The sequence below is a fragment of the Aeromonas sp. FDAARGOS 1406 genome, from assembly GCF_019048565.1.
Lineage (GTDB): Bacteria > Pseudomonadota > Gammaproteobacteria > Enterobacterales > Aeromonadaceae > Aeromonas > Aeromonas caviae.
Genome location: NZ_CP077378.1, coordinates 2142288 through 2166947, shown reverse-complemented (window position 1 = coordinate 2166947; position 24660 = coordinate 2142288). Strand labels below are relative to the sequence as shown.

The 24660-nt window shown below is 60.9% G+C and carries 23 protein-coding genes, 5 tRNA genes and 2 pseudogenes; 11 read left to right on the top strand and 19 right to left on the bottom strand.

Going from position 1 to position 24660, the window contains the following annotated elements; genetic code table 11:
* Positions 1-32 precede the first annotated feature (32 nt).
* From I6L36_RS10170 to I6L36_RS10160, 3 genes are all read right to left on the bottom strand, one after another.
* Positions 33-491, bottom strand: a complete 459-nt coding sequence (locus tag I6L36_RS10170; RefSeq protein WP_041211864.1) for a methylglyoxal synthase — start codon at positions 489-491, stop codon at positions 33-35.
* Positions 492-741: 250 nt separating this feature from the next.
* Positions 742-1221 carry a bacterioferritin gene (bfr, locus tag I6L36_RS10165; protein ID WP_010675778.1) on the bottom strand — a complete coding sequence of 160 codons (480 nt, stop codon included), beginning with the start codon at positions 1219-1221 and terminating at the stop codon, positions 742-744.
* 131 nt (positions 1222-1352) lie between these two features.
* A complete protein-coding gene (locus tag I6L36_RS10160) occupies positions 1353-1559 on the bottom strand; it encodes a bacterioferritin-associated ferredoxin (RefSeq protein ID WP_039039715.1) in 207 nt (68 codons plus the stop codon).
* Between the two features lie 138 nt (positions 1560-1697).
* Here I6L36_RS10160 and I6L36_RS10155 point away from each other — a divergent pair, with 138 nt between their 5' ends.
* The 6 genes from I6L36_RS10155 (at position 1698) to I6L36_RS10130 (ending at position 8641) form a co-directional block, all read left to right on the top strand.
* On the top strand, positions 1698-2012 hold the full coding sequence (locus I6L36_RS10155; RefSeq protein ID WP_041211748.1) for an HlyU family transcriptional regulator: 315 nt from the start codon (positions 1698-1700) through the stop codon (positions 2010-2012).
* Positions 2009-4081: a tRNA(Met) cytidine acetyltransferase TmcA gene (locus tag I6L36_RS10150; protein ID WP_109111754.1), complete on the top strand. Its 2073-nt coding sequence runs from the start codon at positions 2009-2011 to the stop codon at positions 4079-4081. Before I6L36_RS10155 ends, I6L36_RS10150 begins: the two co-directional genes overlap by 4 nt.
* Before the next feature lie 367 nt (positions 4082-4448).
* Positions 4449-5579, top strand: a complete 1131-nt coding sequence (gene coxB / locus I6L36_RS10145) for a cytochrome c oxidase subunit II (protein ID WP_223931077.1) — start codon at positions 4449-4451, stop codon at positions 5577-5579.
* Positions 5580-5588: 9 nt separating this feature from the next.
* The gene (gene ctaD, locus I6L36_RS10140; protein ID WP_069784288.1) at positions 5589-7187 is read left to right on the top strand and encodes a cytochrome c oxidase subunit I; all 1599 of its coding nucleotides are present in this window, start codon (positions 5589-5591) and stop codon (positions 7185-7187) included.
* Positions 7188-7196: 9 nt separating this feature from the next.
* Positions 7197-7757: a cytochrome c oxidase assembly protein gene (locus I6L36_RS10135; protein ID WP_109111755.1), complete on the top strand. Its 561-nt coding sequence runs from the start codon at positions 7197-7199 to the stop codon at positions 7755-7757.
* A 2-nt stretch (positions 7758-7759) separates the two neighbouring features.
* Positions 7760-8641, top strand: a complete 882-nt coding sequence (locus I6L36_RS10130) for a cytochrome c oxidase subunit 3 (RefSeq protein WP_042864889.1) — start codon at positions 7760-7762, stop codon at positions 8639-8641.
* Positions 8642-8649: 8 nt separating this feature from the next.
* Here I6L36_RS10130 and I6L36_RS10125 read toward each other — a convergent pair whose 3' ends face one another.
* Positions 8650-8856, bottom strand: coding sequence for a DUF2909 family protein (locus tag I6L36_RS10125; protein ID WP_109111756.1), 207 nt, complete (start codon positions 8854-8856; stop codon positions 8650-8652).
* A gap of 18 nt (positions 8857-8874) precedes the next feature.
* Between I6L36_RS10125 and I6L36_RS10120 the strand changes: the two genes are divergently transcribed.
* Genes I6L36_RS10120 through cyoE form a run of 4 tightly spaced genes read left to right on the top strand, consistent with a single transcriptional unit; the run spans position 8875 to position 12051 of the window.
* Positions 8875-9600 carry an SURF1 family protein gene (locus I6L36_RS10120; RefSeq protein ID WP_254052343.1) on the top strand — a complete coding sequence of 242 codons (726 nt, stop codon included), beginning with the start codon at positions 8875-8877 and terminating at the stop codon, positions 9598-9600.
* Complete coding sequence (locus tag I6L36_RS10115) at positions 9597-10079, top strand: hypothetical protein (RefSeq protein WP_109111758.1); 483 nt, start codon at positions 9597-9599, stop codon at positions 10077-10079. The genes I6L36_RS10120 and I6L36_RS10115 overlap by 4 nt, the downstream gene beginning before the upstream one ends.
* A 59-nt stretch (positions 10080-10138) precedes the next feature.
* Positions 10139-11149, top strand: coding sequence for a heme A synthase (locus tag I6L36_RS10110; RefSeq protein ID WP_109111759.1), 1011 nt, complete (start codon positions 10139-10141; stop codon positions 11147-11149).
* Entirely contained in the window at positions 11146-12051 is a 906-nt protein-coding gene (cyoE, locus tag I6L36_RS10105) for a heme o synthase (RefSeq protein ID WP_109111760.1), read from the top strand. The genes I6L36_RS10110 and cyoE overlap by 4 nt, the downstream gene beginning before the upstream one ends.
* Before the next feature lie 122 nt (positions 12052-12173).
* On the opposite strand, the pseudogene I6L36_RS10100 reads toward cyoE, so the two are convergent.
* From I6L36_RS10100 to nhaC, 7 genes and pseudogenes are all read right to left on the bottom strand, one after another.
* A pseudogene (locus tag I6L36_RS10100) lies at positions 12174-13576 on the bottom strand (gamma-aminobutyraldehyde dehydrogenase).
* A gap of 29 nt (positions 13577-13605) precedes the next feature.
* Positions 13606-14421 (bottom strand): ABC transporter permease, encoded by an 816-nt coding sequence (locus tag I6L36_RS10095; protein WP_109111761.1) that lies wholly within the window; start codon positions 14419-14421, stop codon positions 13606-13608.
* Between the two features lie 7 nt (positions 14422-14428).
* Complete coding sequence (locus tag I6L36_RS10090) at positions 14429-15397, bottom strand: ABC transporter permease (RefSeq protein ID WP_109111762.1); 969 nt, start codon at positions 15395-15397, stop codon at positions 14429-14431.
* Positions 15394-16407, bottom strand: a complete 1014-nt coding sequence (locus I6L36_RS10085) for an ABC transporter ATP-binding protein (protein ID WP_109111763.1) — start codon at positions 16405-16407, stop codon at positions 15394-15396. Before I6L36_RS10085 ends, I6L36_RS10090 begins: the two co-directional genes overlap by 4 nt.
* A gap of 72 nt (positions 16408-16479) precedes the next feature.
* A pseudogene (locus I6L36_RS10080) lies at positions 16480-17614 on the bottom strand (ABC transporter substrate-binding protein).
* A gap of 196 nt (positions 17615-17810) precedes the next feature.
* The gene (locus I6L36_RS10075) at positions 17811-18734 is read right to left on the bottom strand and encodes a LysR family transcriptional regulator (protein ID WP_109111764.1); all 924 of its coding nucleotides are present in this window, start codon (positions 18732-18734) and stop codon (positions 17811-17813) included.
* A 105-nt stretch (positions 18735-18839) separates the two neighbouring features.
* A complete protein-coding gene (gene nhaC / locus I6L36_RS10070) occupies positions 18840-20249 on the bottom strand; it encodes a Na+/H+ antiporter NhaC (RefSeq protein ID WP_109111765.1) in 1410 nt (469 codons plus the stop codon).
* A gap of 299 nt (positions 20250-20548) precedes the next feature.
* Between nhaC and I6L36_RS10065 the strand changes: the two genes are divergently transcribed.
* Entirely contained in the window at positions 20549-20758 is a 210-nt protein-coding gene (locus I6L36_RS10065) for a hypothetical protein (protein ID WP_052814427.1), read from the top strand.
* Here the strand turns inward: I6L36_RS10065 and I6L36_RS10060 are convergent.
* The 8 genes from I6L36_RS10060 to glgC all read right to left on the bottom strand — a co-directional run bounded on the left by I6L36_RS10060 (position 20755) and on the right by glgC (position 24557).
* Complete coding sequence (locus I6L36_RS10060) at positions 20755-21027, bottom strand: late competence development ComFB family protein (RefSeq protein WP_029314828.1); 273 nt, start codon at positions 21025-21027, stop codon at positions 20755-20757. The two genes, I6L36_RS10065 and I6L36_RS10060, sit on opposite strands and share 4 nt — an antisense overlap.
* 100 nt (positions 21028-21127) lie before the next feature.
* Positions 21128-21213, bottom strand: a tRNA-Leu gene (locus I6L36_RS10055).
* A 71-nt stretch (positions 21214-21284) separates the two neighbouring features.
* Positions 21285-21370, bottom strand: a tRNA-Leu gene (locus tag I6L36_RS10050).
* A 45-nt stretch (positions 21371-21415) separates the two neighbouring features.
* Positions 21416-21501 (bottom strand) — tRNA-Leu (locus I6L36_RS10045).
* A gap of 45 nt (positions 21502-21546) precedes the next feature.
* A tRNA-Leu gene (locus tag I6L36_RS10040) sits at positions 21547-21632 on the bottom strand.
* 55 nt (positions 21633-21687) lie between these two features.
* Positions 21688-21773 (bottom strand) — tRNA-Leu (locus I6L36_RS10035).
* Positions 21774-21889: 116 nt separating this feature from the next.
* Positions 21890-23350, bottom strand: a complete 1461-nt coding sequence (gene glgA, locus I6L36_RS10030) for a glycogen synthase GlgA (RefSeq protein WP_039040607.1) — start codon at positions 23348-23350, stop codon at positions 21890-21892.
* A complete protein-coding gene (gene glgC / locus I6L36_RS10025) occupies positions 23340-24557 on the bottom strand; it encodes a glucose-1-phosphate adenylyltransferase (RefSeq protein ID WP_109111766.1) in 1218 nt (405 codons plus the stop codon). The genes glgA and glgC overlap by 11 nt, the downstream gene beginning before the upstream one ends.
* Positions 24558-24660 lie beyond the last annotated feature (103 nt).

Sequence of the window (24660 nt, the reverse complement as noted above, 5' to 3'; positions counted from 1 at the left end):
ATCTGTTCCGGCTCTTTGCTGTCTGGCGTTGCTTATTCGGTTCTGGCCTTGAGGTAGCCGGCGTAGTCGGGCACCTGGACGCTGAATGCCTGCTGCATGTGTGGGCTGTCCATGATGAAGTCCGCCGTCGCCTCGTTGGTAGCGACCGGGATGTTCCAGACAGCCGCGAGGCGCAGCAGGGCCTTGACGTCAGGGTCGTGGGCGGCGGGATTGAGGGGATCCCAGAAGAAAATCATCACGTCTATCTTCCCTTCGGCGATGAGGGCGCCGAGCTGCTGATCCCCGCCCATGGGGCCGGAAAAGAGGCAGGTAATGGGCAGCTGTGCCTTCTTGCCGAGCAGGGTACCCGTGGTGCCGGTCGCATAGAGATGGTGGAGCTTGAGCTCCTCCTTGCGGCGCAGCACCCAGTTCAGCAGAGGGGCTTTCATGTTGTCGTGAGCCACCAGGGCAACCCGTTTGTGGGGCGCCATCTCGCGTGCAATCAGTTCCATGGAGGTCATCCGTAGCAAAATGATGGGAATGGGGTCGTATCCTAATCGAAAGCGGCGCCTGCCGCTGCCCCATGCATCGTAACTGTGATCCCGGAGGCGGTTCAATCCGGCGCCTGCCATCCTGACAGCCTCTGGCCTGCCTTGTCAGCAACCAGGTTGGCTACCGTATCGTTGGGTAAGATCTCTGCCGCTGGTGCCATGAAAAAACCCGCCTGGGCGGGTTGGGATTGTCTCTTGATGTCATCGCGATTCAGGATGACTCGGCATGGAGCTGGGATTGCTGGTAGTTTTCCAGACCGATGCGGGCGATGAGATCGAGCTGGGTTTCCAGCCAGTCCACATGCTCCTCTTCATCTTCCAGGATCTCCTGAAACAGGTCGCGGCTGACGTAGTCCTGCACGGACTCGGCATAGGTGATGGCGACTTTCAGGTCGGGGATGGCGTCCATCTCCAGAGACAAGTCACAGCGCAGCATCTCTTCCACCGTCTCACCGATGCGCAGCTTGCCCAGATCCTGCAAGTTGGGCAGCCCTTCCAGAAACAGCACCCGCTTGACCAGCTCGTCGGCATGTTTCATCTCATCGATGGATTCGTGATACTCCTTGTGCCCCAGCCCTTTGAGGCCCCAGTCATCATAGATGCGGGCATGCAGGAAGTATTGGTTGATGGCAACCAGCTCATTGGCCAGCACCTTGTTGAGGTGGGCAATGATTTTGGGATCTCCTTTCATCGACATTACTCCTCGTGTTCGAGCCTAGGCAACGATCACTAGAGCTTAGTCCAGAAACATTACCATAACGTGATGGGGAAAGTCGTCCCCTGGAGGGCAGAAGGAGAGATGAAGACGAGAAGTCGGCGGTTTTACGCCACTTCGTAATAGAGCGGTGCCTGCTCTGACTCCATCTTGTCGATTTCGGTAGCGATGATCTCCATCGCCATGCGCACACATTTACCACATTGAGTACCGACTTCCAGCGACTGTTTCAACTGTCGGAATTCAGTCTTGCCTGCCTGTACCGCCTTGCGGATCTGGTTATCTGTGATGCCGCGGCACAAACACACGTACATAATCTGGACCTCATGCTGGAATGAGATGAAATCTAAATGAGAATGGTTCGTAGTGCAAAGAACGAATGGTAATAAGATCCCGTGCTTGCCAGTGATTCCACCCTTGGGGAGAATGCCTGCATCAGAGAGGATGCGAACATGTTCAAAAAACTATTCAATGCCCTGTTCAAGGGAGAGATCGCCCAGAGCCCCGAGGTTGAGCCCATCGAATACATGGGCTATCTCATCTACCCCGAGCCCATGGCGGAAGGGGGGCAATACAGGCTGGCCGGTCGCATCACCAGGGAGATCGACGGGCAATTACAGACCCATCGCTTCATCCGCTCCGATCTCTTTGCCAACCCGGCGGATGCCGAGCGCTTCATGGTGCAAAAGGCCCATACCTTCATCGACCAGATGGGGGAGCGCATGTTTGAACCCCGCGTGAAGCCAGACGCCAGCCCAGCTCCATGATGTCAGCTGAGCTGCTCGCCTTGCGCCACGCTATCGCTCATGCCGGCGAGCGGCGTCTGATCTGGCTGGAAGGGGAGGAGGATGACTGCATCGTTCGTGCCGAATCCTTGCTGTGGGGAGAGGTGTTCTGGCTGGGGCAGGGTCCTGAGCGTCATGCTCCGCAGCCTGCCGCCAAGGCGCTTCAACGGCTCGGTCAGGAGTGCGACACCTTGGTATTCAATGCCTTCAGCGGTTTTCACCCCGATGCATTCGGTGCCTTGGCGGGGACATTGAGGGCTGGGGGGCTCTTGCTTCTGCTGACCCCGCCGCGGGAGGTATGGCCGACCTACCCAGACCCTGATCGTCAGAGGCTGGTCGCCCAGCCAGAGGAGGCCGATCGTGCCGGGCAGGGTTTCATCTCCCGTCTGGTACGGTTGCTGGCAGAAGATCCGGCGCGAGATCTGACGCCTGCCTCTTGTGATATTACCTGGCAGCCTCTCGACGGGAGCCGACCGCTGAGCGCGGATCAGGCCCGTGCGCTGCCCGCCATCCACAACGTGTTGCACGGCCATCGCCGCCGCCCCCTGGTGCTGAGCGCCGATCGCGGTCGTGGCAAGAGCGCCGTGCTGGGGCTGGCGAGCGCCGACTTGCTGAGTCGGGATCCGGCCTTGGCGATAGCGGTGACGGCCCCTTCCCACGCTACAGTGGCGACACTTTTTGCCCATGCAGAGCGCGCGCTGGGAGAGATGCCTGAGCGGCTGGCCGGTCTGAGCTATGTGTCCCCTGATCGGGTGGCTCAAGGAGATGTGCTGGCGGATCTGTTGCTGGTGGATGAGGCCGCCGCCATCCCGACCCCGCTGCTGGAAGCCATGCTGGCCCGTCACAGTCGCATTGTCTTCGCTACAACGGAGCACGGCTATGAGGGGACGGGGCGCGGCTTTCATCTGCGCTTCAAGAAGGTACTCGATGAGCAAACCCCGGATTGGCAGGAGCTGCACCTGGTGGAGCCCATTCGCTGGAGCCTGAGCGATCCGCTGGAGCCTCTGATCTTCCGGCTCCTTGGTCTGAATGCCGACATATCGGCACCTCATCCCCCGACATCACCGACCTGGCGCCTGGTCGGACAAGATGAGCTGGCCCGTGATGACGCGCTGCTCAATCGGGTGTTCGGCCTGCTCGTACTGGCTCACTACCAGACCAGCCCCAGTGATCTGCGGTATTTGCTGGAGGGGCCGGATCTCGACATTCATCTGATGGAGCAGGGACAGGAGTTGCTCGGGGTGGCGCTGGTCGCGCGGGAGGGCAATATCCCCCCTGATCTGGCGCACGCGATCTGGGCCGGACGAAGGCGCCCTCGTGGACATCTGCTGCCCCAGTCGCTGCTGGCCCACGCCGGTTTCGTGACGGCGGGGGAGCGCTCTTATGCCAGGGTGATGCGCATCGCCATCCATCCTGCCCTTCATCGTCTCGGGCTGGGGTCTTGGTTGCTGGACAAGCTGGTATCACATTATCGGGTATTAGGGGTCGATTATCTGGGATCTGCCTTCTCCGCCAGTCCAGATCTGCTGCCATTCTGGCTCAAGGCGGGATTGAAGGTGCTGCGTCTTGGTCTGCAGCGCGATGCGGCCAGCGGCAGTCATGCAGCTTTGCTGCTGATGCCGTTGCAATCGGAATATCACGCCGAGCTGGCGCAATGGCGACAGCGTTTCATGAGCCAGTTGCCGGCCCTGCTGGCGGGTGAACTCAAGAGGCTGGATACCGAACTGGTCTGGCTATCCCTCAGAGGCGGACCTGTCACTCATGTGCCGGATCTGGATGAATTCGAGCATCGGGAACTCGATTGTTTTGCCCACCATCACAAGCCATTCGAATTGTGCCAGGCGACACTGCAACGCTGGCTGCTCCGGCGAGTGATGATGCTGGACGGGTTGAGTCAGGATGAACGACGGTTGCTGATCGCCACCATCTGGCAATATGCGTCCTGGTCCGAGCTGGCTGCCCGACAGGGTGTCGCGGGCAAACCCGCCCTGATAAAAGCATTGCGCTCCCTGCTGGCCAGACTGCTGGCTCAGCAAGCCCCAGCGGGCTGACCCCACCTCTGGCACGGCAGAAAACCACGGAGCCCAGGAGGAACCAATGGCCCCTCCCGGGTTCTGCACATCGATTCGACTCACCATGGCTGAAGCTCTCCCCGTTCAAGGCGCGGCCACCCCGGGACCCGTTTCTCCTTCTTCCCTGCTCGCGTTTTGCCCATTGCCACTGCTCTGATGAGCCTGGTCAGGGCTGTCTGCATTTTGGTTTTTTCTGAATATGGACTAATACTTGAATATGAAATGAATTTTAATAAATGCATTATTTTCAGATGGTTAGCGTTGGGCGTATTGAATGCAGGCCATCTTCTCCAACGTGCACAGGGAGTGCAATGTGAGAAACGATGCAGCTCAGGCAGGTGCCGGAATGATGATGTGGTTCATCAGCAGCAGCGCCTTTGCCAATGAGATCCGGTTCAACATGACGCGTGGGGCGACCGCCATCAGCCAGCAGGTCTATGACCTGCACATGACGATTTTCTATATCTGTTGCGTCATCGGTCTGCTCGTCTTCGGCATCATGTTCTGGTCCATCGTGCACCATCGAAAATCGCGCGGTGCCAAAGCCGCCCAGTTTCACGAAAGCACCCGCATCGAGTTGCTGTGGACGGCCATCCCCGTGTTGATACTGATCGCGATGGCGGCACCGGCAACCTCGACCCTGTTGAAGATGGAGGATACCTCCAAGGCCGATCTCACCGTCCTCGTCACGGGCTCGCAATGGAAATGGCATTACAAATACCTCGAGTATCCGGTGGCGTTTTATTCCCTGCTGGCGACCAGCAAACAGCAGATCTCCGGTGATGCCCCCAAGGGCGGCAATTATCTGCTGGAGGTGGATAACCCTCTGGTATTGCCGGTTGGCAAGAAGATCCGTTTCCTGATGACCTCGGACGATGTCATTCACTCCTGGTGGGTTCCCGCCTTCGCCGTGAAAAAAGATGCCAATCCTGGCTACATCAACGAGTCCTGGACCCGGATCGACAAGCCGGGCACCTATCGTGGGCAGTGCGCCGAGCTGTGCGGGAAAGATCACGGTTTCATGCCCGTGGTTGTGGTGGCCAAATCCGCAGAGGAGTTCGAGAAGTGGATTGCCAGAAAGGGAGACGAGCAGGCAACTGCCAAGGCACAGCAACAGGCGCAGGCAGCGGAGACCATGACGTTGCCACAAGCCATGGCGCAGGGGGAGAAAGTCTATCTGGGGCACTGTGCGGCCTGTCATCAGCCCGCGGGTACCGGATTGCCGGGCATCTTCCCGGCGCTCAATGGCAGCAAGGTGACCACACAGGCGGACCATCGGGCCCAGCATCTGGACATCGTCCTGCATGGCAAGAGCGGCACGGCGATGCAACCTTTTGGCAAACAGTTGACGGCGCAGGAACTGGCCGCCGTCATCACCTATGAGCGCAATGCCTGGGATAACAAGACCGGTGACCTTGTGCAGCCAGCTGAGGTGCAGTCCCTTCTCAACCCGGCCAATCCGGACAAGGACAAGTGAGGCGTCGGCATGAGTGATGGAATCACGGATACCCCGCACAGCGAACATGTCCACCAGCCAGCGGCCGGTCTGAGGCGCTGGCTCTACACCACCAATCACAAGGACATCGGTACCCTGTATCTGTGCTTTGCTCTCACCATGTTCTTTACCGGTGGCGCCATGGCCATGGTGATCCGGGCAGAACTGTTCCAGCCCGGACTGCAACTGGTGGAACCCCTGTTTTTCAACCAGATGACCACGGTACACGGCCTTATCATGGTCTTTGGTGCCGTCATGCCCGCCTTCACCGGCCTCGCCAACTGGCTGATCCCCATCATGATTGGGGCCCCTGACATGGCGTTGCCCCGCATGAACAACTGGAGCTTCTGGATCCTGCCGTTTGCTTTCCTCATCCTCCTGTCGAGCCTGTTTATGGAGGGAGGCGGCCCCAGTTCTGGCTGGACCTTCTATGCCCCCCTGTCCACCCAGTACAGCGGCAACAGCACGGCCCTGTTCGTCTTTGCCATTCACATCATGGGGATCTCCTCCATCATGGGGGCCATCAACGTCATCGTGACCATCTTCAACCTGCGGGCGCCGGGCATGGGTTGGATGCAGATGCCGCTGTTTGTCTGGACCTGGCTCATCACGGCGTTTCTGCTCATCGCTGTCATGCCGGTGCTGGCGGCTGCGGTGACCATGGTGCTGACGGACAAGTATTTCGGGACCAGTTTCTTCGATGCGGCCGGTGGGGGGGATCCTGTCCTGTTTCAGCACATTTTCTGGTTCTTCGGGCACCCGGAAGTCTACATCATGATATTGCCGGCTTTCGGCATCGTCTCCAGCATCATTCCGACCTTCTCCCGCAAGAAGCTGTTCGGTTATCGCTCCATGGTCTATGCCACCAGCAGCATCGCCTTGCTCTCCTTCATGGTCTGGGCGCACCACATGTTCACCACCGGATTGCCCGTGGTGGCGGAGCTATTCTTCATGTACACCACCATGCTGATCGCTGTGCCGACAGGGGTAAAGGTATTCAACTGGCTTGCCACCATGTGGCGTGGTTCTCTGACATTCGAGACCCCCATGCTGTTTGCCATCGCCTTCATCACCCTGTTCACCATTGGCGGTTTCTCCGGGCTGATGCTGGCCATGACGCCGGCTGATTTTCAGTATCACGACACCTATTTCGTAGTGGCCCATTTCCACTATGTGCTGGTGACCGGTGCCGTCTTCTCGATCCTGGCTGCGGCCTACTACTGGTTGCCGAAATGGACGGGGCACATGTATGACGAGCGGCTCGGCCAATGGCACTTCTGGTGTTCGCTCGTCTCGGTCAATGTGCTGTTTTTCCCCATGCATTTTGTCGGGCTGGCGGGCATGCCTCGCCGCATTCCCGATTACGCCCTGCAATTTGCGGACTTCAACATGCTGATCAGCCTGGGGGGCTTTGCCTTCGGCCTGTCCCAGCTGCTGTTTGTCTGGGGTGTGATCAAATGCATCAGAGGCGGAGCCAAGGCGAGCGATCGGGTATGGGAGGGGGCCGAGGGGCTGGAATGGACGCTCTCTTCTCCCCCTCCCTATCACAGTTTCCAGACTCCACCGGATATCCGGTCGGAAGAGCGTTAGGGAGGTCATATGACCCAGGTCAGTCATGCCCCCTTGCTCAGAAAACTGGCTCTGGTCGTGCTCGTCATGTTTGGTTTTGCCTTTGCGCTGGTGCCGCTTTATGACGTCTTCTGCCGGATCACCGGCCTCAATGGCAAGACGTCTGATCAAGCGGCCAGTACGGAGCGGGCGGTGATCGACAGCAAGCGGAGCATCCAGATCGAGTTTCTTGCTCATGCGGATACCCGGATGCCGTGGGAGTTCAGCGGTGAGACGGCTCGGCTGTCGGTGCGGCCGGGGGAGGTGAAGATGGTCAACTTTCGGGTGTTCAATCCCACGGAGCGGACCATGGTGGGTCAGGCGGTCCCGTCGGTCTCTCCCGGTCCCGCCGCAGCCTATCTGAAGAAAGTGGAGTGTTTCTGTTTCAATCGCCAGGAGCTGAGGGCAGGGCAGAGCAAGCTGATGCCGCTCAAGTTCTATATCGATCCGGCACTACCGGACAGCATCAATACCATCACGCTTTCCTACTCGCTCTATGACATCACGGAGTCCGTACCTGCACCGGCACCGGCACTCGCACAGAGGAAATGACCATGGCCAAGGTGAACCAGACCTATTATGTCCCGGACCAGAGTCGCTGGCCCATCATTGGTGCCATTGCACTGTTTTTCCTGGCGTTGGGGGCGGGGCATCTGGTCAATGAAGTGGCGAGTGGGCAGACCGGTTTCGGCCGGTATCTGATGATGGCCGGTGTCGCGCTGCTGGCATTCATGTTGTTTGGCTGGTTCCGTCACATCATCCGGGAGTCCATGACCGGACTTTACAGCGCCCAGATGGACAGATCCTTCAGGCAGGGCATGGTCTGGTTCATCTTCTCCGAAGTGATGTTCTTTCTGGCTTTTTTCGGAGTGCTGTTCTATGCCCGCCAGCTTGCGGTGCCCTGGCTGGATGGTGCGGGCCACAGGGTGATGACGGGCCAGCTGCTGTGGCCGGATTTCACCGCTCACTGGCCCCTGCTCAAGACGCCCGGCGGGGCCACGACCCAGGCCATGCCCTGGCAGGGGATCCCCCTTATCAATACCTTGATCCTGCTCGGATCCTCCGTGACCCTGCTGTTTGCACACATGAGTCTGGAAAACGGCAGACGGATGCGGCTCAAGGGGATGTTGCTGGCCACCGTGGTGCTCGGGCTGACATTCCTGTGGTTTCAAGGTTATGAGTATCTGCATGCCTATCGGGATCTCGGGCTGCGGCTGGATTCCGGCATCTATGGCAATACCTTCTTCATTCTGACCGGGTTCCATGGACTGCACGTGCTGCTGGGCACCCTTTTCCTGACCATCATCTGGCTGCGCATCATGTTGAGGGATCATTTCACCCCACAGCGTCATTTCGCTTTCCAGGCTGCGGCCTGGTATTGGCACTTCGTCGATGTGGTCTGGCTCTGTCTGTTCGTCTTTGTCTACCTGCTTTGATGCCGTGCTCAGTAGGGGCGCGGGTTGGGGTCCAGCCAGCCCATCGCGAGAGAGAGCAGCAGCATGATGACCACCAGCAGGGAGAAGAAGACGCGCCGGCCCAGAGGTACCGACATCTTTTGCGTATTGCCTGGACTGAGCATCAGCCAGAGGGCGTGAAACAGCTGACCGATGATGAGCAGCAGCATGAGTACCAGCACGACCTTGATCAACATCTTGGGATCCTCCTCGATATGCGCGATTCTGCTGCACGAGACAAGCGACGACCATGGCATCACAGACGCTGGTTCGTCTTGTTGTTCACTCTGGTGGTGACGGCCGGTTTGTGCAAGCTGGCGTTCTGGCAGTGGCAGCGCGGAATGGAAAAAACGGCCTGGCTGGCGCAGATGGCAAAGATGCAGCAGGCCGGGCCAAGGACATTGGCCCAGATCGACTGGCAACACCCGGAGTCACTGGATGGCCAGCCTCTGCAAGGGAAAGCCGAGTGGGTCAGCCCTTATGTCTGGTTGCTGGACAACCAGATCGTCAACGGGGAGGTTGGCTATGACGTGCTCATTCCGGTACGCGCAGAGGGGGGATCCTCACTGTTGCTGGTCAACCTGGGATGGGTGCCCGCACCATCCGACAGGTCGCAATTGCCCAATCCCGCCATCCCCGCCTCAATGACCCTTGAAGGTGTGCTGCGCATGGCTCCCGGCGGCTTCCTGCTGGGACAGAACATAGAACCAGGCCCCTACCCGAACCGGCTGCAATCCATCAGGGTCGAGACCCTGCGACAGGCAATCGGAGCCCCGCTTGCAGACGCCGTGTTGTATCAAAGACGAACCCCATTCCTCTATCACTACCAGCACAATGTCATGCCTCCTGAAAAACACCGGGCCTATGCGGTGCAATGGCTCGGCTTGGCGCTGGTGGTTCTGTCAGGGGGGGGCATACTGACAAGGAGGTGCTCCCCATGAGCGGATGGCAACGCTGGAGGGTGCCAGCGCTCTTTGCTGCGGTGATCCTGCTGCCTGTGGTGCTGGCGGCTCTGACTCTTCACCAGGGCTGGTATGAACCCGGCACGCGCAGCAAGGGGCACTGGCTGCACCAGGAGATCTACCTGTTGCAACCGCTTCCTGCCCATCAGCGCCAATGGCGACTGGTCTATCTGGTGGCCCCTCGCTGCGAGGGGCAATGCCGGCAGGTCCCTGTGCTGATGGCGCGCATCCAGGCTGCACTTGGCCGCAACCTGGACAAGCTGGAGCTGGTCCAGTTGACGCCACCTCACGAGGCAAACAGTGAAATGAGGGAGGGGGATATACTGCTGGTGGACGCCCGCGGGCTGGCCATCTTGCGTTACGAGGTACCCGGCAGCACGACGACCTGGCCGTTGCTTGGCAAGGCGGTACTGTCGGATCTGCAGCAACTGCTCAAGTATCAGCGTGGGGTGCAGTGACGATGCAGCCGGCATGGAACTCGCATCTTCTGGCTACTGCACGGTCAGCGAGGCGGCATATGAAGATGCACAAGAGGCTGGCATCCGTGGCCATTGCGCTGGCAGTTCTTGTCATCGCGCTCGGTGCTTATACCCGGTTGACGGATGCCGGGTTGGCTTGCCCCGATTGGCCTGGTTGCTATGGTTCCCTGGCCATTCCCCGCGCCGAGCATGCGGAACTGGCGGCACAGCGCTATCCGGCCAGCCCGCTTGTTCCTCACAAGGCGCGCAGCGAGATGGTGCATCGCTACTTCGCCGGGGTGCTGGGAGGCGTGATTGTGCTCCTGTCCGGCTTGGGCTGGCGTACAGGCGGCCGACTGCGCCACCTCTCGCTCATCTTGCTGGTGCTGGTTGCGGGTCAGGCGGCACTGGGTATGTGGACGGTGACCCTGGCCCTGCATCCCCTGGTGGTGACCACTCATCTGCTGGGCGGCTTCGCCATCCTGACCTTGCTATGGCTCTATCGGGCCGAATTGGCAGGTTTCCCTTCACCCCCGCCCGTACACCAGGGCGTTTCCTGGCTTGGCAGCATGGCCTGTGGCGTGCTGCTGCTGCAGATCGCGCTGGGGGGCTGGACGTCGGCGAACTATGCGGCCATGGCGTGTGTGGAGTTTCCCTTGTGCCAGGGCAACTGGCAGGCAGAGCTGAATTGGGCGCAAGCCTTTCATCTCCCTCTGGGGCACGCCAGCTATGAGTTCGGCGTGCTGGGCAAGGAGGCGCGCCAGACCATTCACATCGCCCATCGCCTGGGAGCGCTGACCACGGCCTTGCTGGTGGGTGCTTTCGCCCTCGCGCTGCTCTGCCAGCGGCCCCCCTTGAGAGGGTTTGGCTGGTTGTTGCTGGGTCTGCTGACCGTGCAGATTGCCTTGGGATTGGCGAACGTCCATCTGGCCCTGCCGCTGGCCAACGCCCTTGCACACAATCTGGTGGCCGCCCACCTGCTGGCCTGTTGTGTGCTGGCGCGCGGGAGCCTCTCTTTGCATCATCACGACCCCTTGGCATCCCCTGGGATGGTCAGGAGCCGGACATGAATGGGAGAGGGCGGGTACAGCGCTTCGCCCTCCGCCGGGTGCACGATTATTGTCAGTTGACCAAACCAAAGGTGGTCGCCCTGCTGCTCCTGACCGCCTGGGTGGGCATGCTGCTGGCCGAGCCGACACGCGCCTCTCTGGACGAGATGATACTGGGCCTGGCGGGGATTGGACTGCTCGCTGCCGGGGCGGCGGCCATGAACCATTCTCTGGATAGCGGCATCGATGCCCGGATGCGCAGAACGCGCTGGCGCCCGGTCGCCATGGGACGGATCACGCCGGGGCAGGCGATGAGTTTCGCGATCTGTCTGGCACTGTCGGGGTTTGTTCTGCTCCATTGGGGCGTAAATCCCCTGACTGCCTGGCTAACCCTGGCCAGCCTGTTCGGCTATGCGGTCGTCTATACCCTGCTGCTGAAGCGGGCCACGCCGCAGAATATCGTCATCGGCGGATTGGCGGGAGCCATGCCACCGCTCTTGGGCTGGACCAGCATCACGGGGCAGCTTTCGGCCGAGCCCTGGCTGCTGGTGATGATCATCTTTACCTGGACGCCGCCCCATTTCTGGTCTTTGGCCATCCACCGGCGCGATGACTATGCCGGTGCCGATATTCCCATGCTGCCCGTCACCCACGGCTCCGATTTCACCAAGACCGCCATCCTGCTCTATCTGCTGATCCTGACGCTCGTCTGCCTGCTGCCCTATCTGATCGGCATGTCGGGGCTTGTCTACCTGGTCGGCAGCCTGGGGCTGAACCTTGGATTCTGCTGGCATGGCTGGTTGTTGAAATATGAGGAGCGCCCCGGCCAGGCGATGCGCACCTGCCGTTTCTCCATCTATCACCTGATGCTGCTGTTTGGTCTGCTGATTCTGGATCACCACTGGCTGTGGCGGTTGTCATGATGTTGATGCGGGTCGCGGTCGGGTGAATGGTGACGCTGCGTCGGTGCACAGCAGGGATGCACAGACCTGATGCAAAACAAGATGGCCCCAAGGGGCCACCTTGTTTTCAGGGGGACGGGAGCCTAGAGCTTGACCATGATGTGGCGCGGCACCGTGTAGTCCTCCAGCGCGTAGAGGGAGAGATCCTTGCCGTAGCCCGACATCTTCATGCCGCCGTGGGGCATCTCGGAGGTGAGCATGAAGTGGGTGTTGATCCAGGTGCAGCCATATTGCAGGTGGCTGGCCACCTTGCTGGCAAGGCCGAGATCCCGGGTCCAGACCGAGCTGGCGAGGCCGTAGTCCGAGTCGTTGGCCCACTGCACCACCTGCTCGGCGTCGCTGAAGCGGGTCACCGACACCACGGGGCCGAATACCTCGCGCCGCACGATTTCATCCTCCTGACGGGCATGGGCGATCAGGGGCGGATCTTGCCCCCCGCCGTCACCTCCACGTGGCCGCTGCTCTGGGCCCGCTCCACGAAGCTGGCCACCCGGTTGCGCTGCCGGTCAGAGATGAGCGGCCCCATCTCCACCCCCTCCTCGCGCGGACCGCCCACCTTGATGGAGGCCACCGCATCCGTCATGGCGGCGACAAACTTGTCGTAGATCTTGCCCTGGGCATAGATGCGGCAGGCGGCGGTGCAATCCTGGCCTGCGTTGTAGAAGCCGAAGGTGCGAATGCCCGCCACCACGGCCTCCAGGTCCGCGTCGTCGAAGATGATGACAGGCGCCTTGCCCCCCAGCTCAAGGTGGGTGCGCTTCATGGTGCGGGCGGCGCTTTGCAGGATCTTCTGGCCGGTGGCGATGTCACCGGTCAGAGACACCATGCGCACCAGCGGATGCTCCACCAGCGGCGCCCCCACGCTCTCGCCCCGGCCGCAGACGATGTTGATGACGCCGCGGGGGAAGAGCTCGCTGGCGAGCTCCGCCAGGCGCAGGGCGGTGAGGGGGGTCTGTTCGGAGGGCTTGAGCACCACCGTATTGCCGGCGGCGAGCACCGGGGCCATCTTCCAGGCCGCCATCATCAGTGGGTAGTTCCAGGGGGCGATACTGCCCACCACCCCGATGGGGTCGCGGCGGATCATGCTGGTGTGCCCCTCGATATACTCCCCCGCCAGCGGCCCCTGCAGGCAGCGGGCCGCACCGGCGAAGAAACGGAAGCAGTCCACCACCGCCGGCAGCTCATCGTTCAGCACCGCCAGATAGGGCTTGCCGCAGTTGAGGGATTCCAGCGCCGCAAACTCCTCGGCGTGGCGTTCGATGGCATCGGCCAGGCGCAGCAGCAGGGTACTGCGCTGGGCTGGCGTGGTGCGGCTCCACTGGGCGAAGGCGCGCTGGGCGCCGTTCACCGCCCGGTTCACCTGCTCGAACGAGGCTTCGGGCACCGAGGCGAGAAGCTCCCCGGTGGCCGGGTTGAGGATGGGCTCGGCCGGGCCGTCACCGGTGACGAACTGGCCGTCGATCAAGAGTTGGGTAGAGAGTTTCATGGTTGCATCCTTGCGCACGCGTTGAGTCGTTATTTGCCGCTGCCGGCGACGTCCTGGCCGTCGCGGGTGAGGTAGTAGGCAAGCAGAATGGGAATGGTGGTGAAGGCCACTATGATGAGCGCCACCACGTTGGTGACCGGCCTGTCCCGTGGCCGGATCAGCTCCTGATACATCCAGATCGGCAGCGTGGTCTGCTGGCCGGCGGTGAAGGTGGTGACAATCACCTCGTCAAAGCTCAGCGCAAACGCCAGCATGCCCCCCGCCAGCAGCGCGGTGGCGAGGTTGGGCAGGATCACGTAGCGCAGGGTCTGGAAGCCGTCGGCACCGAGATCCATCGACGCCTCGATGAGGCTCTGGTTGGTGCGGCGAAAGCGTGCCAGGGCATTGTTGTAGACCACCACCACGCAGAAGGTGGCGTGGCCGATGACGATGGTCCAGAAGCTGAAGGGGATCTCCATCACCCCGTAGGCGGAGCGCAGCGCGATGCCGGTGACGATGCCGGGCAGGGCGATGGGCAGCACCAGCAAGAGCGACACCACCTCCTGACCGAAGAAGCGGCTGCGGGCGATGGCTCCCGCCGCCAGGGTGCCGAGCACCATGGCCACCAGGGTAGCGAGCCCGGCCACTTCCAGCGACAGCTGGATGGCGCGCCATACGTCGGGGCGGTTGAGGGTCACCTCGAACCACTTGAAGGTGAGCCCGGGGGGCGGGAACTGGTAGCTCTTGCTCTCGCTGGTGAAGGCGTAGAGGAAGATGAACAGGATCGGGAAGTGCAGGAACAGGAGGCCGCCGATGGCCGCGTACTTGAGCAGGCCGGAGGGCTGGTTGCCATGGTCTCGTTTCATGGAGGTATTAGAGCGCATCGAAGGCCCCCAGACGTTTCGCGATGGTGAGATAGATGGCGATGATGAGGATGGGCACCAGCGAGAAGGCGGCGGCGAAGGGCAGGTTGCCCGCCGTGCCCTGTTGCATGTAGACCACCTGACCTATGTACATGGTGGAGTTGCCTATGATGCCGGGGATGATGTAGTCCCCCAGCGTCAGGGAGAAGGTGAAGATGGAGCCCGCCACCACGCCGGGCAGGGCCAGCGGCAGGATCAGGGTACGAAAGGTCTGGGCCGGGGTGGCGCCGAGATCGCCGCTCGCTTCCAGCAGGGAGCGCGGGATCCGCTCCACCGCCGCCTGGATGGGCAGGATCATGAAGGGCAGCCAGACGTAGACGAACACGATGAAGGTGCCGATGCGCGAGAACGACAGCGACGGTCCCCCGATCACCGGCAGCGAGAGGATGGCGTCCAGCAGCCAGTCCAGTCCCAGAGTATCTACCAGCCAGCTGATGACCCCCTCCTTGGCCAGGATCAGCTTCCAGGCGTAGACCCGCACCAGATAGCTGGACCAGAGCGGCAGCATGATGCCGACGTAGAACAGGGCCCGGGTCTTGCCGCTGGTGTAGCTCGCCATGTAGTAGGCCACCGGAAAGCCGAGCAGGGCGCAGGCCAGAGTCACTAGCAGCGACATGCCGACGGTGCGCAGGATCACGTCCAGGTTCTCCGCCCGCAGCAGGGCGACGAAGTTCTGCAGCCCCAGTTCGTGGCGGATCTGGCCGCTGAACTCGTCCAGCCCGAAGAAGGCGTTGGAGAGCAGCATCAGCAGGGAGCCGACATAGATGATGCCAAGCCAGAGCAGCGACGGCCCGAGCAGGACGGCCAGCAACAGACCCGGCCGCCCGTAGAGCAGGGTGGAAAGGCGCCGCAGCGGCCGATAGGAGAGGGGGGCAGTGGGTTGGCTCATGGCAAGGCTCGCACTGTGGGGGGCGCTCATGGTTGAGCTCTCTGAGGGGCGGTGTGCAGGCGATGGATCGCCTGCTCCGGCCAGCTGAGGCTGACCCGGGCGCCACGGGGCAGGCGGGCCTGGCCCTCGTTGGGGTGGTTGACGATAAGCTCGAGCTGCTCGCCGAGATCGACCCGGTAGCGCACGAAGGGGCCGAGATACTCCACCTCGCGCACTTCCCCGGACCAGCCCGGTGTGCCGGCCTCGGCGAGGCGGATCCGCTCCGGGCGCACCATCATCTGGCGCTCATCGCCGCACAGACGGCGGGCCTGCTCCCCCTCGAACAGGTTGACGGTGCCGACGAAGCGAGCGACGAAGGGCGTGGCGGGGGCGTCGTAGACAGTATCCGGCGCGGCGATCTGCTCGATCTTGCCCTGATTGAAGATGCAGATCCGGTCGCTCATGGAGAGCGCCTCCTGCTGATCGTGGGTGACGAAGATGAAGGTGATGCCGAGCTGGCGCTGCAAGGCTTTCAGTTCGAGCTGCATCTGCTCGCGCAGCTTGAGGTCGAGGGCCCCGAGCGGTTCGTCCAGCAGCAGGATGCGCGGCTGGTTGATCAGTGCCCGGGCGATGGCGATGCGTTGGCGCTGGCCGCCGGAGAGCTGGCCCGGCTTGCGGTTGCCGACGCCGGGCAGGCGCACCAGCTCCAGCATCTCGTCCACCTTGCGGTAACGCTCCGCCTTGGCGACGCCCTTGAGCATCAGGCCATAGCCGATGTTGTCGCGCACATCCATGTTGGGAAACAGGGCGTAGTCCTGAAACACGGTATTGAGGTTGCGATCGTAGGGGGGCACGGTGGAGCAGGGCTCGCCGAACAGCCGGATCTCCCCCTCGCTCGGGTATTCGAAGCCCGCAATCATCCGCAGGCAGGTGGTCTTGCCGGAACCGCTCGGCCCCAGCAGGGTGAAAAACTCGCCAGCCGGGATCTGGAAGGAGATGTCGTCGACCGCCTTCACCTCGCCATAGTTGCGGCTGACCCGGTCAAATTGTACGGCATTCATGGGGCGTCCTTGTCTGTGTGGGAAGCGGGCCGGACTCCTGTCCGGCCCCATATCGGCATTTACTGAGGCACCTCAGCGACCACCCAGGATGGCGATATAGTCCGAGACCCAGCGGTAGTAGGGCACGCAGGTTCCCTGGCTCTTGCACTGGGAGACGGGAGTACGCCAGAAGTGAACCCGATCGAAGTTGTCGATGCCGTTGGTCTTGCACCCCTCTTTTCCGAGCAGGGCATTGCCTTCGCAGGCGGCCGGCACCACGGGCACGGAGCCGAACCAGGAGGCGAGATCCCCCTGCAGCTTGTTGTTGAGGGAGTGCTCCAGCCATTTGTAGGCACAGGTGAGGTTCTTGGCCTCGCTGTGCACCATGCTGGTGTCGGCCCAGCCGGTGACCCCTTCCTTGGGCACCGTCGTGGCGATGGGCTGCTTGTCGGCGATCAGGGTATTGGCCTGGAACGGCCAGGAGCCGGAGGCCACCACCCCCTCGTTCTTGAAGTCATCGATCTGGACGAAGGCATCGTGCCAGTAGCGTCCCACCAGCTTGCGCTGCTGGCGCAGGAGGTCGAGGGCGGCCTTGTACTGATCCTCGTTCAGCTCGTAAGGATCCTTGATGCCGAGCGCCGGCTGGTGGCTCATCAGATAGAGGGCCGCATCGGCGATGTGAATGGGGCCGTCGAACGCCTGCACCCGACCCTTGTTGGACTTGCCGTCCGGCAGGGTCTGCTCCTCGAACACCACGCTCCAGGAGTCAGGCGCCTTGGGAAACACCTTGGTGTTGTACATCAATATGTTGCCGCCCCACTGGTAGGGCACGCCATAGTGCTTGCCGTCTACCGTGTGCCAGGGGGCATTCTGCAGGCGGGGGTCTATCTTGCCGTAGCTCGGGATGAGCGCCAGGTTGAGCACCTGCACCTTGCCGCCGGCGATGAGGCGCAGGCTGGCGTCGCCGGAGGCGGTCACCAGGTCGAAGCCCCCCTCGTTCATCAGCGCCACCATCTCGTCCGAGGTGGCGGCCGTCTTGACGTTGACCTTGCAGCCGGTCTCTTTCTCGAAGCCGGTGACCCAGTCGTAGTTCTTGTCGGTCTCGCCGCGCTCCACATAGCCGGCCCAGGCCCTGGCCTTCACCCTTGCCGAGGGTGGTGGGGGCTGCCTGGGCCTGGCCTGCCAGCAGCGCCGGGATCAGGGCCAGGGTCAGAGGGGTCAATTTCATCTTGCTCTCCTTGCATGATTGGCAACCGTGGCGGCGTCACAGTAGGAATTAACATCTTGTTAACCAGCCAGGAGCGTAGGAGAAGCCGGGAGCAATGAGAATTTCAATTTTTAACGGCTTTGGTATCTGTAAAATCGATATCGAGTGCAGATGAATCTGATTTTTTTGCCGGAGTCACGGCTGTTCAGGCTCAGTCCTAGCGGGGGAGGTGCTGGCGGGCCCGTAGCCGGCTCTGGTCTCTGGCGATGTCGATGAACTCGCGTGCGGCCCAGTCAAGGCGCGAGCCGCGCCGCCACACCAGACCGATGTCGATGGCGGGGATGGGCTCCTTGATGGCGCGGGCCTCGACCCGCTCCTGCTCCAGGGACCAGGGACGGTAGGCAAAGTCCGGCAGCAGGGCGAGCCCGAGCTGGCTCGCCACCAGGCTGCGCACCGCTTCCACCGAGGCGGTACGCAGCACGATGCGCGGCGCGATACCGTAGCGGCGCAGGCCGCCGCCGATGATCTGGTCCAGCTGGTCGGCGGTCAGCGAGATCATGGGCTCCTCGCCGAGCGCCTTGAGGGAGAGGGTCGACTCGGCGCAGAGGGGGTGGTTGGCGGCGAGCCAGACCCGCAGCGGCGAGCGGGTCAGCAGCTCGGTATCGAACGCCTCCTGGCGGATGGTGCGGTTGGTCATCAGGATCCCCACGTCCACCTCACCGTTGACGATCTGGTGCTCGAGGTAGGGCTGCTCATCCTCTTTCACCTCGATCTGTACCGCCGGGAAGGCGCGGCGAAAACGGCCGAGAGCCTCCGACAGATAGTAGCCTGCCACTAGCGTGGTTACGCCTATGGTAAGCCGCCCCTGATCCTGCAGGGCCACCGCCTTGAGGGACTGGCCGGCTTCGGTCATGGCGCTTAGGATGCGACGCGCGTGCAGCAGAAACTGGTGACCCTGGGTGGTGAGGCTGACGCCGCGCGGGTTGCGCTCGAACAGGGCGGCGCCGAGCTCGGTCTCCAGCTCGCGGATGGCGCTGGTGACCGCCGACTGGGAGATGTGCAGCTCGGCGGCTGCCCGGCTCACCGAGAAGCTGTCGGCCACCGCCACGAAATAGCGGATCTGGCGAAAGGTGAAGTTCATCTGGGCGTCCTGCCACGTGCGATCAAGGTGAGTGCCAGCTTAACCTCGAATCGCACCCAGACAAAAGGCGCCGTGATGGCGCCTTTGTCGTTGTTTTTACGGAAATTAGCGGGTTGTCACCGCCTCTGTGACCGGTACACGGTTCACCCCCTTGCCCAGATAGGCGAGGGTGATGGTCACTATGATGCAGGTGAAGCTGAGCCACATGTAGGGCAGGTAGTCGAGGGTCGCCACCCCCAGTACCCCGGCCATGAAGATGCCGTTGTCGCTCCAGGGCACCATGCTGCAGGTGAGGGTGCCGCCAAACTCGGCGTTGCGGGAGAGGTTCTTGCGCGCCAGCCCCAGTCTGTCGTAGTTCTTGGCCATGATCTTGGGGGTCAGGATCAGCGATACATACATAGCGGAACCGAACACGTTGGCCAAGAAGGCGGTGCCGATGGTGTGGCTGGTCAGGCTGCCGGCGCTGTTGATGCGCTTCTCGAAGGCACTGGCGATGACGGAGAGGATGCCGACCTTCTCCAGCAGACCGCCGAAGCCCAAGCCGAAGATGATGACGGCCACGGAACCCAGCATGGACTCCATGCCGCCGCGGCCGAGGATGTTGTCGATGAAGTCGACGCCGGAGGTAATGGCAAACGGGCTGTAGGCGGAGTGCATTGCCTTCACCGGATCCATGTCCTGGAAGACGATGGCCCAGACAAGACCCAGCAAGGCGCCGAAGCTGATCACCGGGAAGGCGGGCTTGCGGTTGGCCAACAGGCCCAGCACCAGCACCACGGGCACTATGGCCATGGGGGTGATGTTGAACTGCTTGTCGAGGGCGTCCATCACCAGATTGACCTGCTCCAGGCTGACGTTGCCGGAATACTGCATGCCGACCACGGTGAACAGGGCGGCGGTGATGACGTAGGAGAACAGGCTGATGGGCAGCATCCCCTTGATGTGTTCCATCACGTCGACGTTGGACATGGTCGAGGCCAGCACCACGGAGTCGGAGAGCGGGGAGAGCTTGTCACCGAAGTAGACGCCGGAGAGCACGGCACCGGCTACCAGCGGCGCGGGTACCCCCAGGCTGTGGCCTATACCCATCATGGCGATGCCGGCGGTGGCCGCCGAGCCCCAGGAGGTGCCGGTGGCCAGCGAGGTGAGAGAGCAGATGATCAGGGTCGCCAGCAGGAAGATGGAGGGGTGTATCACCTTGAGGCCGAAGTAGATGATGCTGGGGACGATGCCGCCGGCAATCCAGGTGCCCACCAGGGCACCGACGGAGATCAGTATCAGGATGGCCCCCATCCCCTTGGCGACGCCGTCGACTGCCGCCTGTTCCAGGGATTTGTAATCATGGCCGAGCTTGATGCCGAGTCCCATGATGACGAACCAGGCGATGAACAGTGCCAGCTGGATTGGCAGATCCAGCACGCTGGTGAAGGAGAAGGCCAGGGCCAGGAAAATGGCCAGGCAGGCAAATACTTGCGACATGCCCGGCAATCGGATGTGGTGTTGTTGGTTTTGCATAGACGCTCCCTAAACTCTTGCTCGCCAAGGTCAGCCCCTCTCGTCCTGCGGATGCGTCGATCCCGAGAGGCTTACCAAAAGAGGGCGCAATCTACCATAAAGCGGAGGTGTAAAATCCCTGCTCATTCGGCAAAACAGCTTTAAAATTTTAAAATCCCACAAAATAGTTGATCTAATCGGCATTTTTCACTGTTCAATCGACACCGTTTGATAGCCGGAGATCCATAGGCAAGTTCGATTGCAGATGGCAACACCAAAGATGATAATAGTTATCATTAATCTTTTTCGGACCAATGCCAATGAACTGGATAGCACGCGCTCTGCTCTTGGCCGCCCTTCTGGCGGTGCTGGTCTGGGGTCAGGAGAAGGAATACGGGTTCTGGAGCCTGGGGTTCTTGCTGGCTGCCTGGGTCATGCTGGAACCCAGGCTGAGACCGGTGTTGATCCTGCTGCCGGTTGCGGGAATCACAGGGGTCGTCACTCTGCTCTGGCAGCAGGGTTGGCATTAAGCCTGGCGAGTGGGGACGGCCTGGATCTTGTCGTAGGCCTGGCGCAGGGAGGCGATGACCTTCTTCTCCATCTCGCTGCGTTCGGCGTCTGTCGTGAAGTAGATCATGTCGACATCGTGGCGGATATAGTGGGAAGGAAGCTGGTTGAGTGTCAGGCAGCAGAGGTCTGCCAGCTGATAGGGGGTCAATGTTCGAGCCAACCCCTGTTTTTCTATCTCCTTGAGCACCAGATGCTCATAGAAGTTGTGAATATCGGTATCCAGGATCATGGGAAAACCCCCGTGGTGGCGCAGCATCTTCAACAGCATAGCCATGGGGCATGAAAACACAAAAGGCCCGTTACTCTCGTAACGGGCCTTTGCAGAATAATGGTGCGAAGAGAGGGACTCGAACCCTCACATCCGTGGGACACTAACACCTGAAGCTAGCGCGTCTACCAATTCCGCCACCTTCGCACACTGATTTTCTCCAGCTGGTTTTTAAATGCGGTTGGAGCGCATTTTCTGTGTTTTACATGCCAGAAGCATGGTGCGAAGAGAGGGACTCGAACCCTCACACCCGGGGGGCACTAACACCTGAAGCTAGCGCGTCTACCAATTCCGCCACCTTCGCACATCGGGTTATCAGTCTGGATTTACATGCTGTCTGATAAAAGCATGGTGCGAAGAGAGGGACTCGAACCCTCACACCCGGGGGGCACTAACACCTGAAGCTAGCGCGTCTACCAATTCCGCCACCTTCGCACATCGGGTTATCAGTCTGGATTTACATGCTGTCTGACAAAAGCATGGTGCGAAGAGAGGGACTCGAACCCTCACACCCGGGGGGCACTAACACCTGAAGCTAGCGCGTCTACCAATTCCGCCACCTTCGCACATCGGGTTATCAGTCTGAATTTACATGCCGTCTGATAAGAGCATGTTGCAGTATGGTGCGAAGAGAGGGACTCGAACCCTCACATCCGTGGGACACTAACACCTGAAGCTAGCGCGTCTACCAATTCCGCCACCTTCGCATCACTGCGGTGGGGGATTCTATAGAGTTTTGGGGGGGCGTCAACAGCCAAAGGGGACTTTTTTCGCTGTTGACGGATAAAGGCGTGCCAAGGGCACAAAACTTCAGCAATCGGCGTCAGACGGTGGCCAGCGCATCCTGATACATCTGTTCGTACAGGATGACGGAGTCTGCCCAGTCGAAGCGGGTGTTCATGGCGTGGTGCTGCACACGGGCAAAACGTGCCGGCTCCTGCAGATAATGGAGCAGGCTGCGGCGCATGGCATCGAGCAAGGTGCTGGCAGTGGGATCGTTGAAGCAGAAACCGGTCGCGTGCGTCGGGTCGGCATCCCAGTCCACGACGGTATCTTTCAATCCGCCGACAGCCCGAACCAGGGGCAGGGTGCCATAGGCCAGACTGTACATCTGGTTGAGCCCGCATGGCTCGAACAGAGAAGGCATCAGGAAGAAGTCGGCGCCGGCCTCCACCAGGTGGGCCAGACGGTCGTCATAGGCATTGATGAAGGCAAACTTGTCGGGATGCTGCTGGGCAATGCTTTGCAACTGGGCGGCGAGAGAGGGATCACCGGAGCCCACGATCACTACCTGGACCTGATGTTGCAAGAACTTGTCCAGCGCCGGGATGAGCAGGTGTACTCCTTTCTGCTCGGTCAGTCGACACACCATGCCATAGATGGGGAGGTTGCCGACGGGGAGCCCCGTCTCCTGCTGCAGGATGCGCTTGCAGGTGTGTTTGCCATCCAGGTTGTCGGCATCATAGGTGGCGGGCAACAGAGGATCGAAGGCGGGATCCCAGTCCTGATAGTCACAGCCGTTGAGGATGCCACGCAGGTCAGCAGCCCGCTGCTGGAATACGCTGGCCATGCCGTGAGCGCCCAGGTGCGTCAGCAGCTCGCTGGCGTAGTTGGGGCTGACCGCATTGATCTTGTCTGCGTAGAGCACACCGCACTTGAGCAGATTGATGTGACCATAGTCGTAGTTGATGCGCTGCTCGTAGTCGTGGATTTCCGGCACGGCCCAGAACTGCTGGCGATCGAATACCCCCTGAAAGGCCGCGTTGTGAATGCTGATGACCGACCGGGTGCGCTGGAAGAAGGGGTTGTGGGCATGACGGGTTTTCAGCAGCAGCGGCAGCAGACCGGTGTGCCAGTCGTTGCAGTGGGCGATGTCGGGAGCGAAACCCAGCTGTTCGCACGCATGCAGAGCCGCCGCGGCCAGAAAGGCAAAGCGTTCACCGTTGTCGGGATAGGCCTGGTTGTTCTCGGCATAGAGCTGGGGGCGGTCGAAATAGTGCGGGCAATCGAGCAGATAGACGCAGATCCCGTCCAGTTCCAGCTGATGGATGCGATAGCTGATATCACTGCGATCCTGGGGGGTGGGGAGCCAGCGCGAGGCGAGGAGGGTGGCCTCGTCCCGGCGCTTGATGGTCTTGTAGAAGGGCATAATGATGCGCACATCGTGCCCCTGACGGGCGAGATGCTGCGGCAGGGCCTTGGCCACATCCGCCAGGCCCCCGGTCTTCACCAGCCCCTCAACCTCCGAGGCTACAAACAGGATTTTCAGTGGGTTAATAGCCAACTCTTGCTCCCTTAGGTACCACGACGATACCGCCTTCGGATACGGTAAACCGCTCTCTGTCATGGTCCAGATTCTCACCGATCACGGTGCCGGGTGCAATTTCAACGTTTTTGTCGATGATGGCGCGGCGAATGGAGCAACCTTCGCCGATTTTCACATCCCCCAGCAGCACGGATTCACTGATGTGGCTGCAGGGGCCTATGTTGCAGCGAAATCCCAGTATGGATCGCTGGATCTGGCTGCCCTGAATGAAGCAGCCACCGGAGATCAGGGAGTTGGCGATCTTGACCTTGCAGTCGTCGGTATCGATGAAGGTGGCGGGGGGCAGGGGCGGGTAATGAGTGTGCAGCGGCCACTTGCGATTGTAGAGAGAGAAGGGGGCATCATCGGCCACCAGGTCCATGTGCGCCTGCCAGTAAGAGTCGAGCGTCCCCACATCGCGCCAGTAGACGTTGGGCTTCTCGCCCGGGATCACGTTGGTGCTGTAGTCATAGACATAGACGGGGGCACGGGGGAACAGGCTGGGAATGATGTCCTTGCCGAAATCGTGACTGGAGTTCTCCTCGGCGGCATCCCGCTTGAGCTCCCGATAGAGGGCCTCGGTCTCGAAGATGTAGTTGCCCATGGAGACCAGGACCTGGGTGGGATCCCCGGGTATGTGTTTCGGGTGACGGGGCTTTTCTTCAAAGCCAATCATGCGCCCTTCCTGATCAACCTCGATCACCCCGAAGGCGCTTGCTTCCTCGATGGGCATGCGCAGGGCAGCGACGGTCAGGGCGGCCGCTTTCTGCTTGTGGAAGCTCACCATCTGGCTCACGTCCATCTTGTAGATGTGATCGGAGCCGAAGATGCAGACGTGCTCGGGGTCGGAGATCTCGATGAAGCGCAGGTTCTGGTAAATGGCGTCTGCGGTGCCGTCATACCAGCGTTTGCCCATTCGCATCTGGGCCGGAATGGGGTCGATGAAGCGATCCGTGATGCCGACGATGTTCCAGCCCTTCTTCATGTGCAGATAAAGGGACTGGGACTTGAACTGGGTGAGTACATAGATGCGCAGGAAGTCGGCGTTGACGAAGTTGTTGAGCACGAAGTCGATCAACCGGTAACTGCCGCCAAAGGGTACGGAGGGTTTGCTGCGGGTGGTGGTCAGCGGTTGCAGTCGGGTACCTTCACCGCCTGCCAGTATCATGGTGAGTATGCCTGCCATCGTCGTTCTCTCCCTGAGATCATGATGTTGAAAAGGTTTTCATGTTGCTGCGAAAAAAACACCCCTAAAGGGGTGGTAAACGTTTTCTTGGTACCTTAACAGA

Excerpts from the sequence above, each read along its gene's own strand:
- I6L36_RS10150 (WP_109111754.1), top strand. The coding sequence starts at position 2,009 with ATGATGTCAGCTGAGCTGCTCGCCTTGCGCCACGCTATCGCTCATGCC.
- I6L36_RS10130 (WP_042864889.1), top strand. The coding sequence starts at position 7,760 with ATGGCCAAGGTGAACCAGACCTATTATGTCCCGGACCAGAGTCGCTGG.
- I6L36_RS10090 (WP_109111762.1), bottom strand. The coding sequence starts at position 15,397 with ATGAGCGCCCCCCACAGTGCGAGCCTTGCCATGAGCCAACCCACTGCC.
- I6L36_RS10160 (WP_039039715.1), bottom strand. The coding sequence starts at position 1,559 with ATGTACGTGTGTTTGTGCCGCGGCATCACAGATAACCAGATCCGCAAG.
- glgC (WP_109111766.1), bottom strand. The coding sequence starts at position 24,557 with ATGGCAGGCATACTCACCATGATACTGGCAGGCGGTGAAGGTACCCGA.
- I6L36_RS10120 (WP_254052343.1), top strand. The coding sequence starts at position 8,875 with ATGCGCGATTCTGCTGCACGAGACAAGCGACGACCATGGCATCACAGA.
- I6L36_RS10110 (WP_109111759.1), top strand. The coding sequence starts at position 10,139 with ATGAAGATGCACAAGAGGCTGGCATCCGTGGCCATTGCGCTGGCAGTT.
- coxB (WP_223931077.1), top strand. The coding sequence starts at position 4,449 with ATGATGATGTGGTTCATCAGCAGCAGCGCCTTTGCCAATGAGATCCGG.
- ctaD (WP_069784288.1), top strand. The coding sequence starts at position 5,589 with ATGAGTGATGGAATCACGGATACCCCGCACAGCGAACATGTCCACCAG.
- I6L36_RS10085 (WP_109111763.1), bottom strand. The coding sequence starts at position 16,407 with ATGAATGCCGTACAATTTGACCGGGTCAGCCGCAACTATGGCGAGGTG.
- I6L36_RS10060 (WP_029314828.1), bottom strand. The coding sequence starts at position 21,027 with ATGATCCTGGATACCGATATTCACAACTTCTATGAGCATCTGGTGCTC.
- I6L36_RS10155 (WP_041211748.1), top strand. The coding sequence starts at position 1,698 with ATGTTCAAAAAACTATTCAATGCCCTGTTCAAGGGAGAGATCGCCCAG.
- I6L36_RS10115 (WP_109111758.1), top strand. The coding sequence starts at position 9,597 with ATGAGCGGATGGCAACGCTGGAGGGTGCCAGCGCTCTTTGCTGCGGTG.
- I6L36_RS10125 (WP_109111756.1), bottom strand. The coding sequence starts at position 8,856 with ATGTTGATCAAGGTCGTGCTGGTACTCATGCTGCTGCTCATCATCGGT.
- I6L36_RS10065 (WP_052814427.1), top strand. The coding sequence starts at position 20,549 with ATGAACTGGATAGCACGCGCTCTGCTCTTGGCCGCCCTTCTGGCGGTG.
- I6L36_RS10075 (WP_109111764.1), bottom strand. The coding sequence starts at position 18,734 with ATGAACTTCACCTTTCGCCAGATCCGCTATTTCGTGGCGGTGGCCGAC.
- cyoE (WP_109111760.1), top strand. The coding sequence starts at position 11,146 with ATGAATGGGAGAGGGCGGGTACAGCGCTTCGCCCTCCGCCGGGTGCAC.
- I6L36_RS10170 (WP_041211864.1), bottom strand. The coding sequence starts at position 491 with ATGGAACTGATTGCACGCGAGATGGCGCCCCACAAACGGGTTGCCCTG.
- I6L36_RS10095 (WP_109111761.1), bottom strand. The coding sequence starts at position 14,421 with ATGAAACGAGACCATGGCAACCAGCCCTCCGGCCTGCTCAAGTACGCG.
- bfr (WP_010675778.1), bottom strand. The coding sequence starts at position 1,221 with ATGAAAGGAGATCCCAAAATCATTGCCCACCTCAACAAGGTGCTGGCC.
- I6L36_RS10135 (WP_109111755.1), top strand. The coding sequence starts at position 7,197 with ATGACCCAGGTCAGTCATGCCCCCTTGCTCAGAAAACTGGCTCTGGTC.
- nhaC (WP_109111765.1), bottom strand. The coding sequence starts at position 20,249 with ATGCAAAACCAACAACACCACATCCGATTGCCGGGCATGTCGCAAGTA.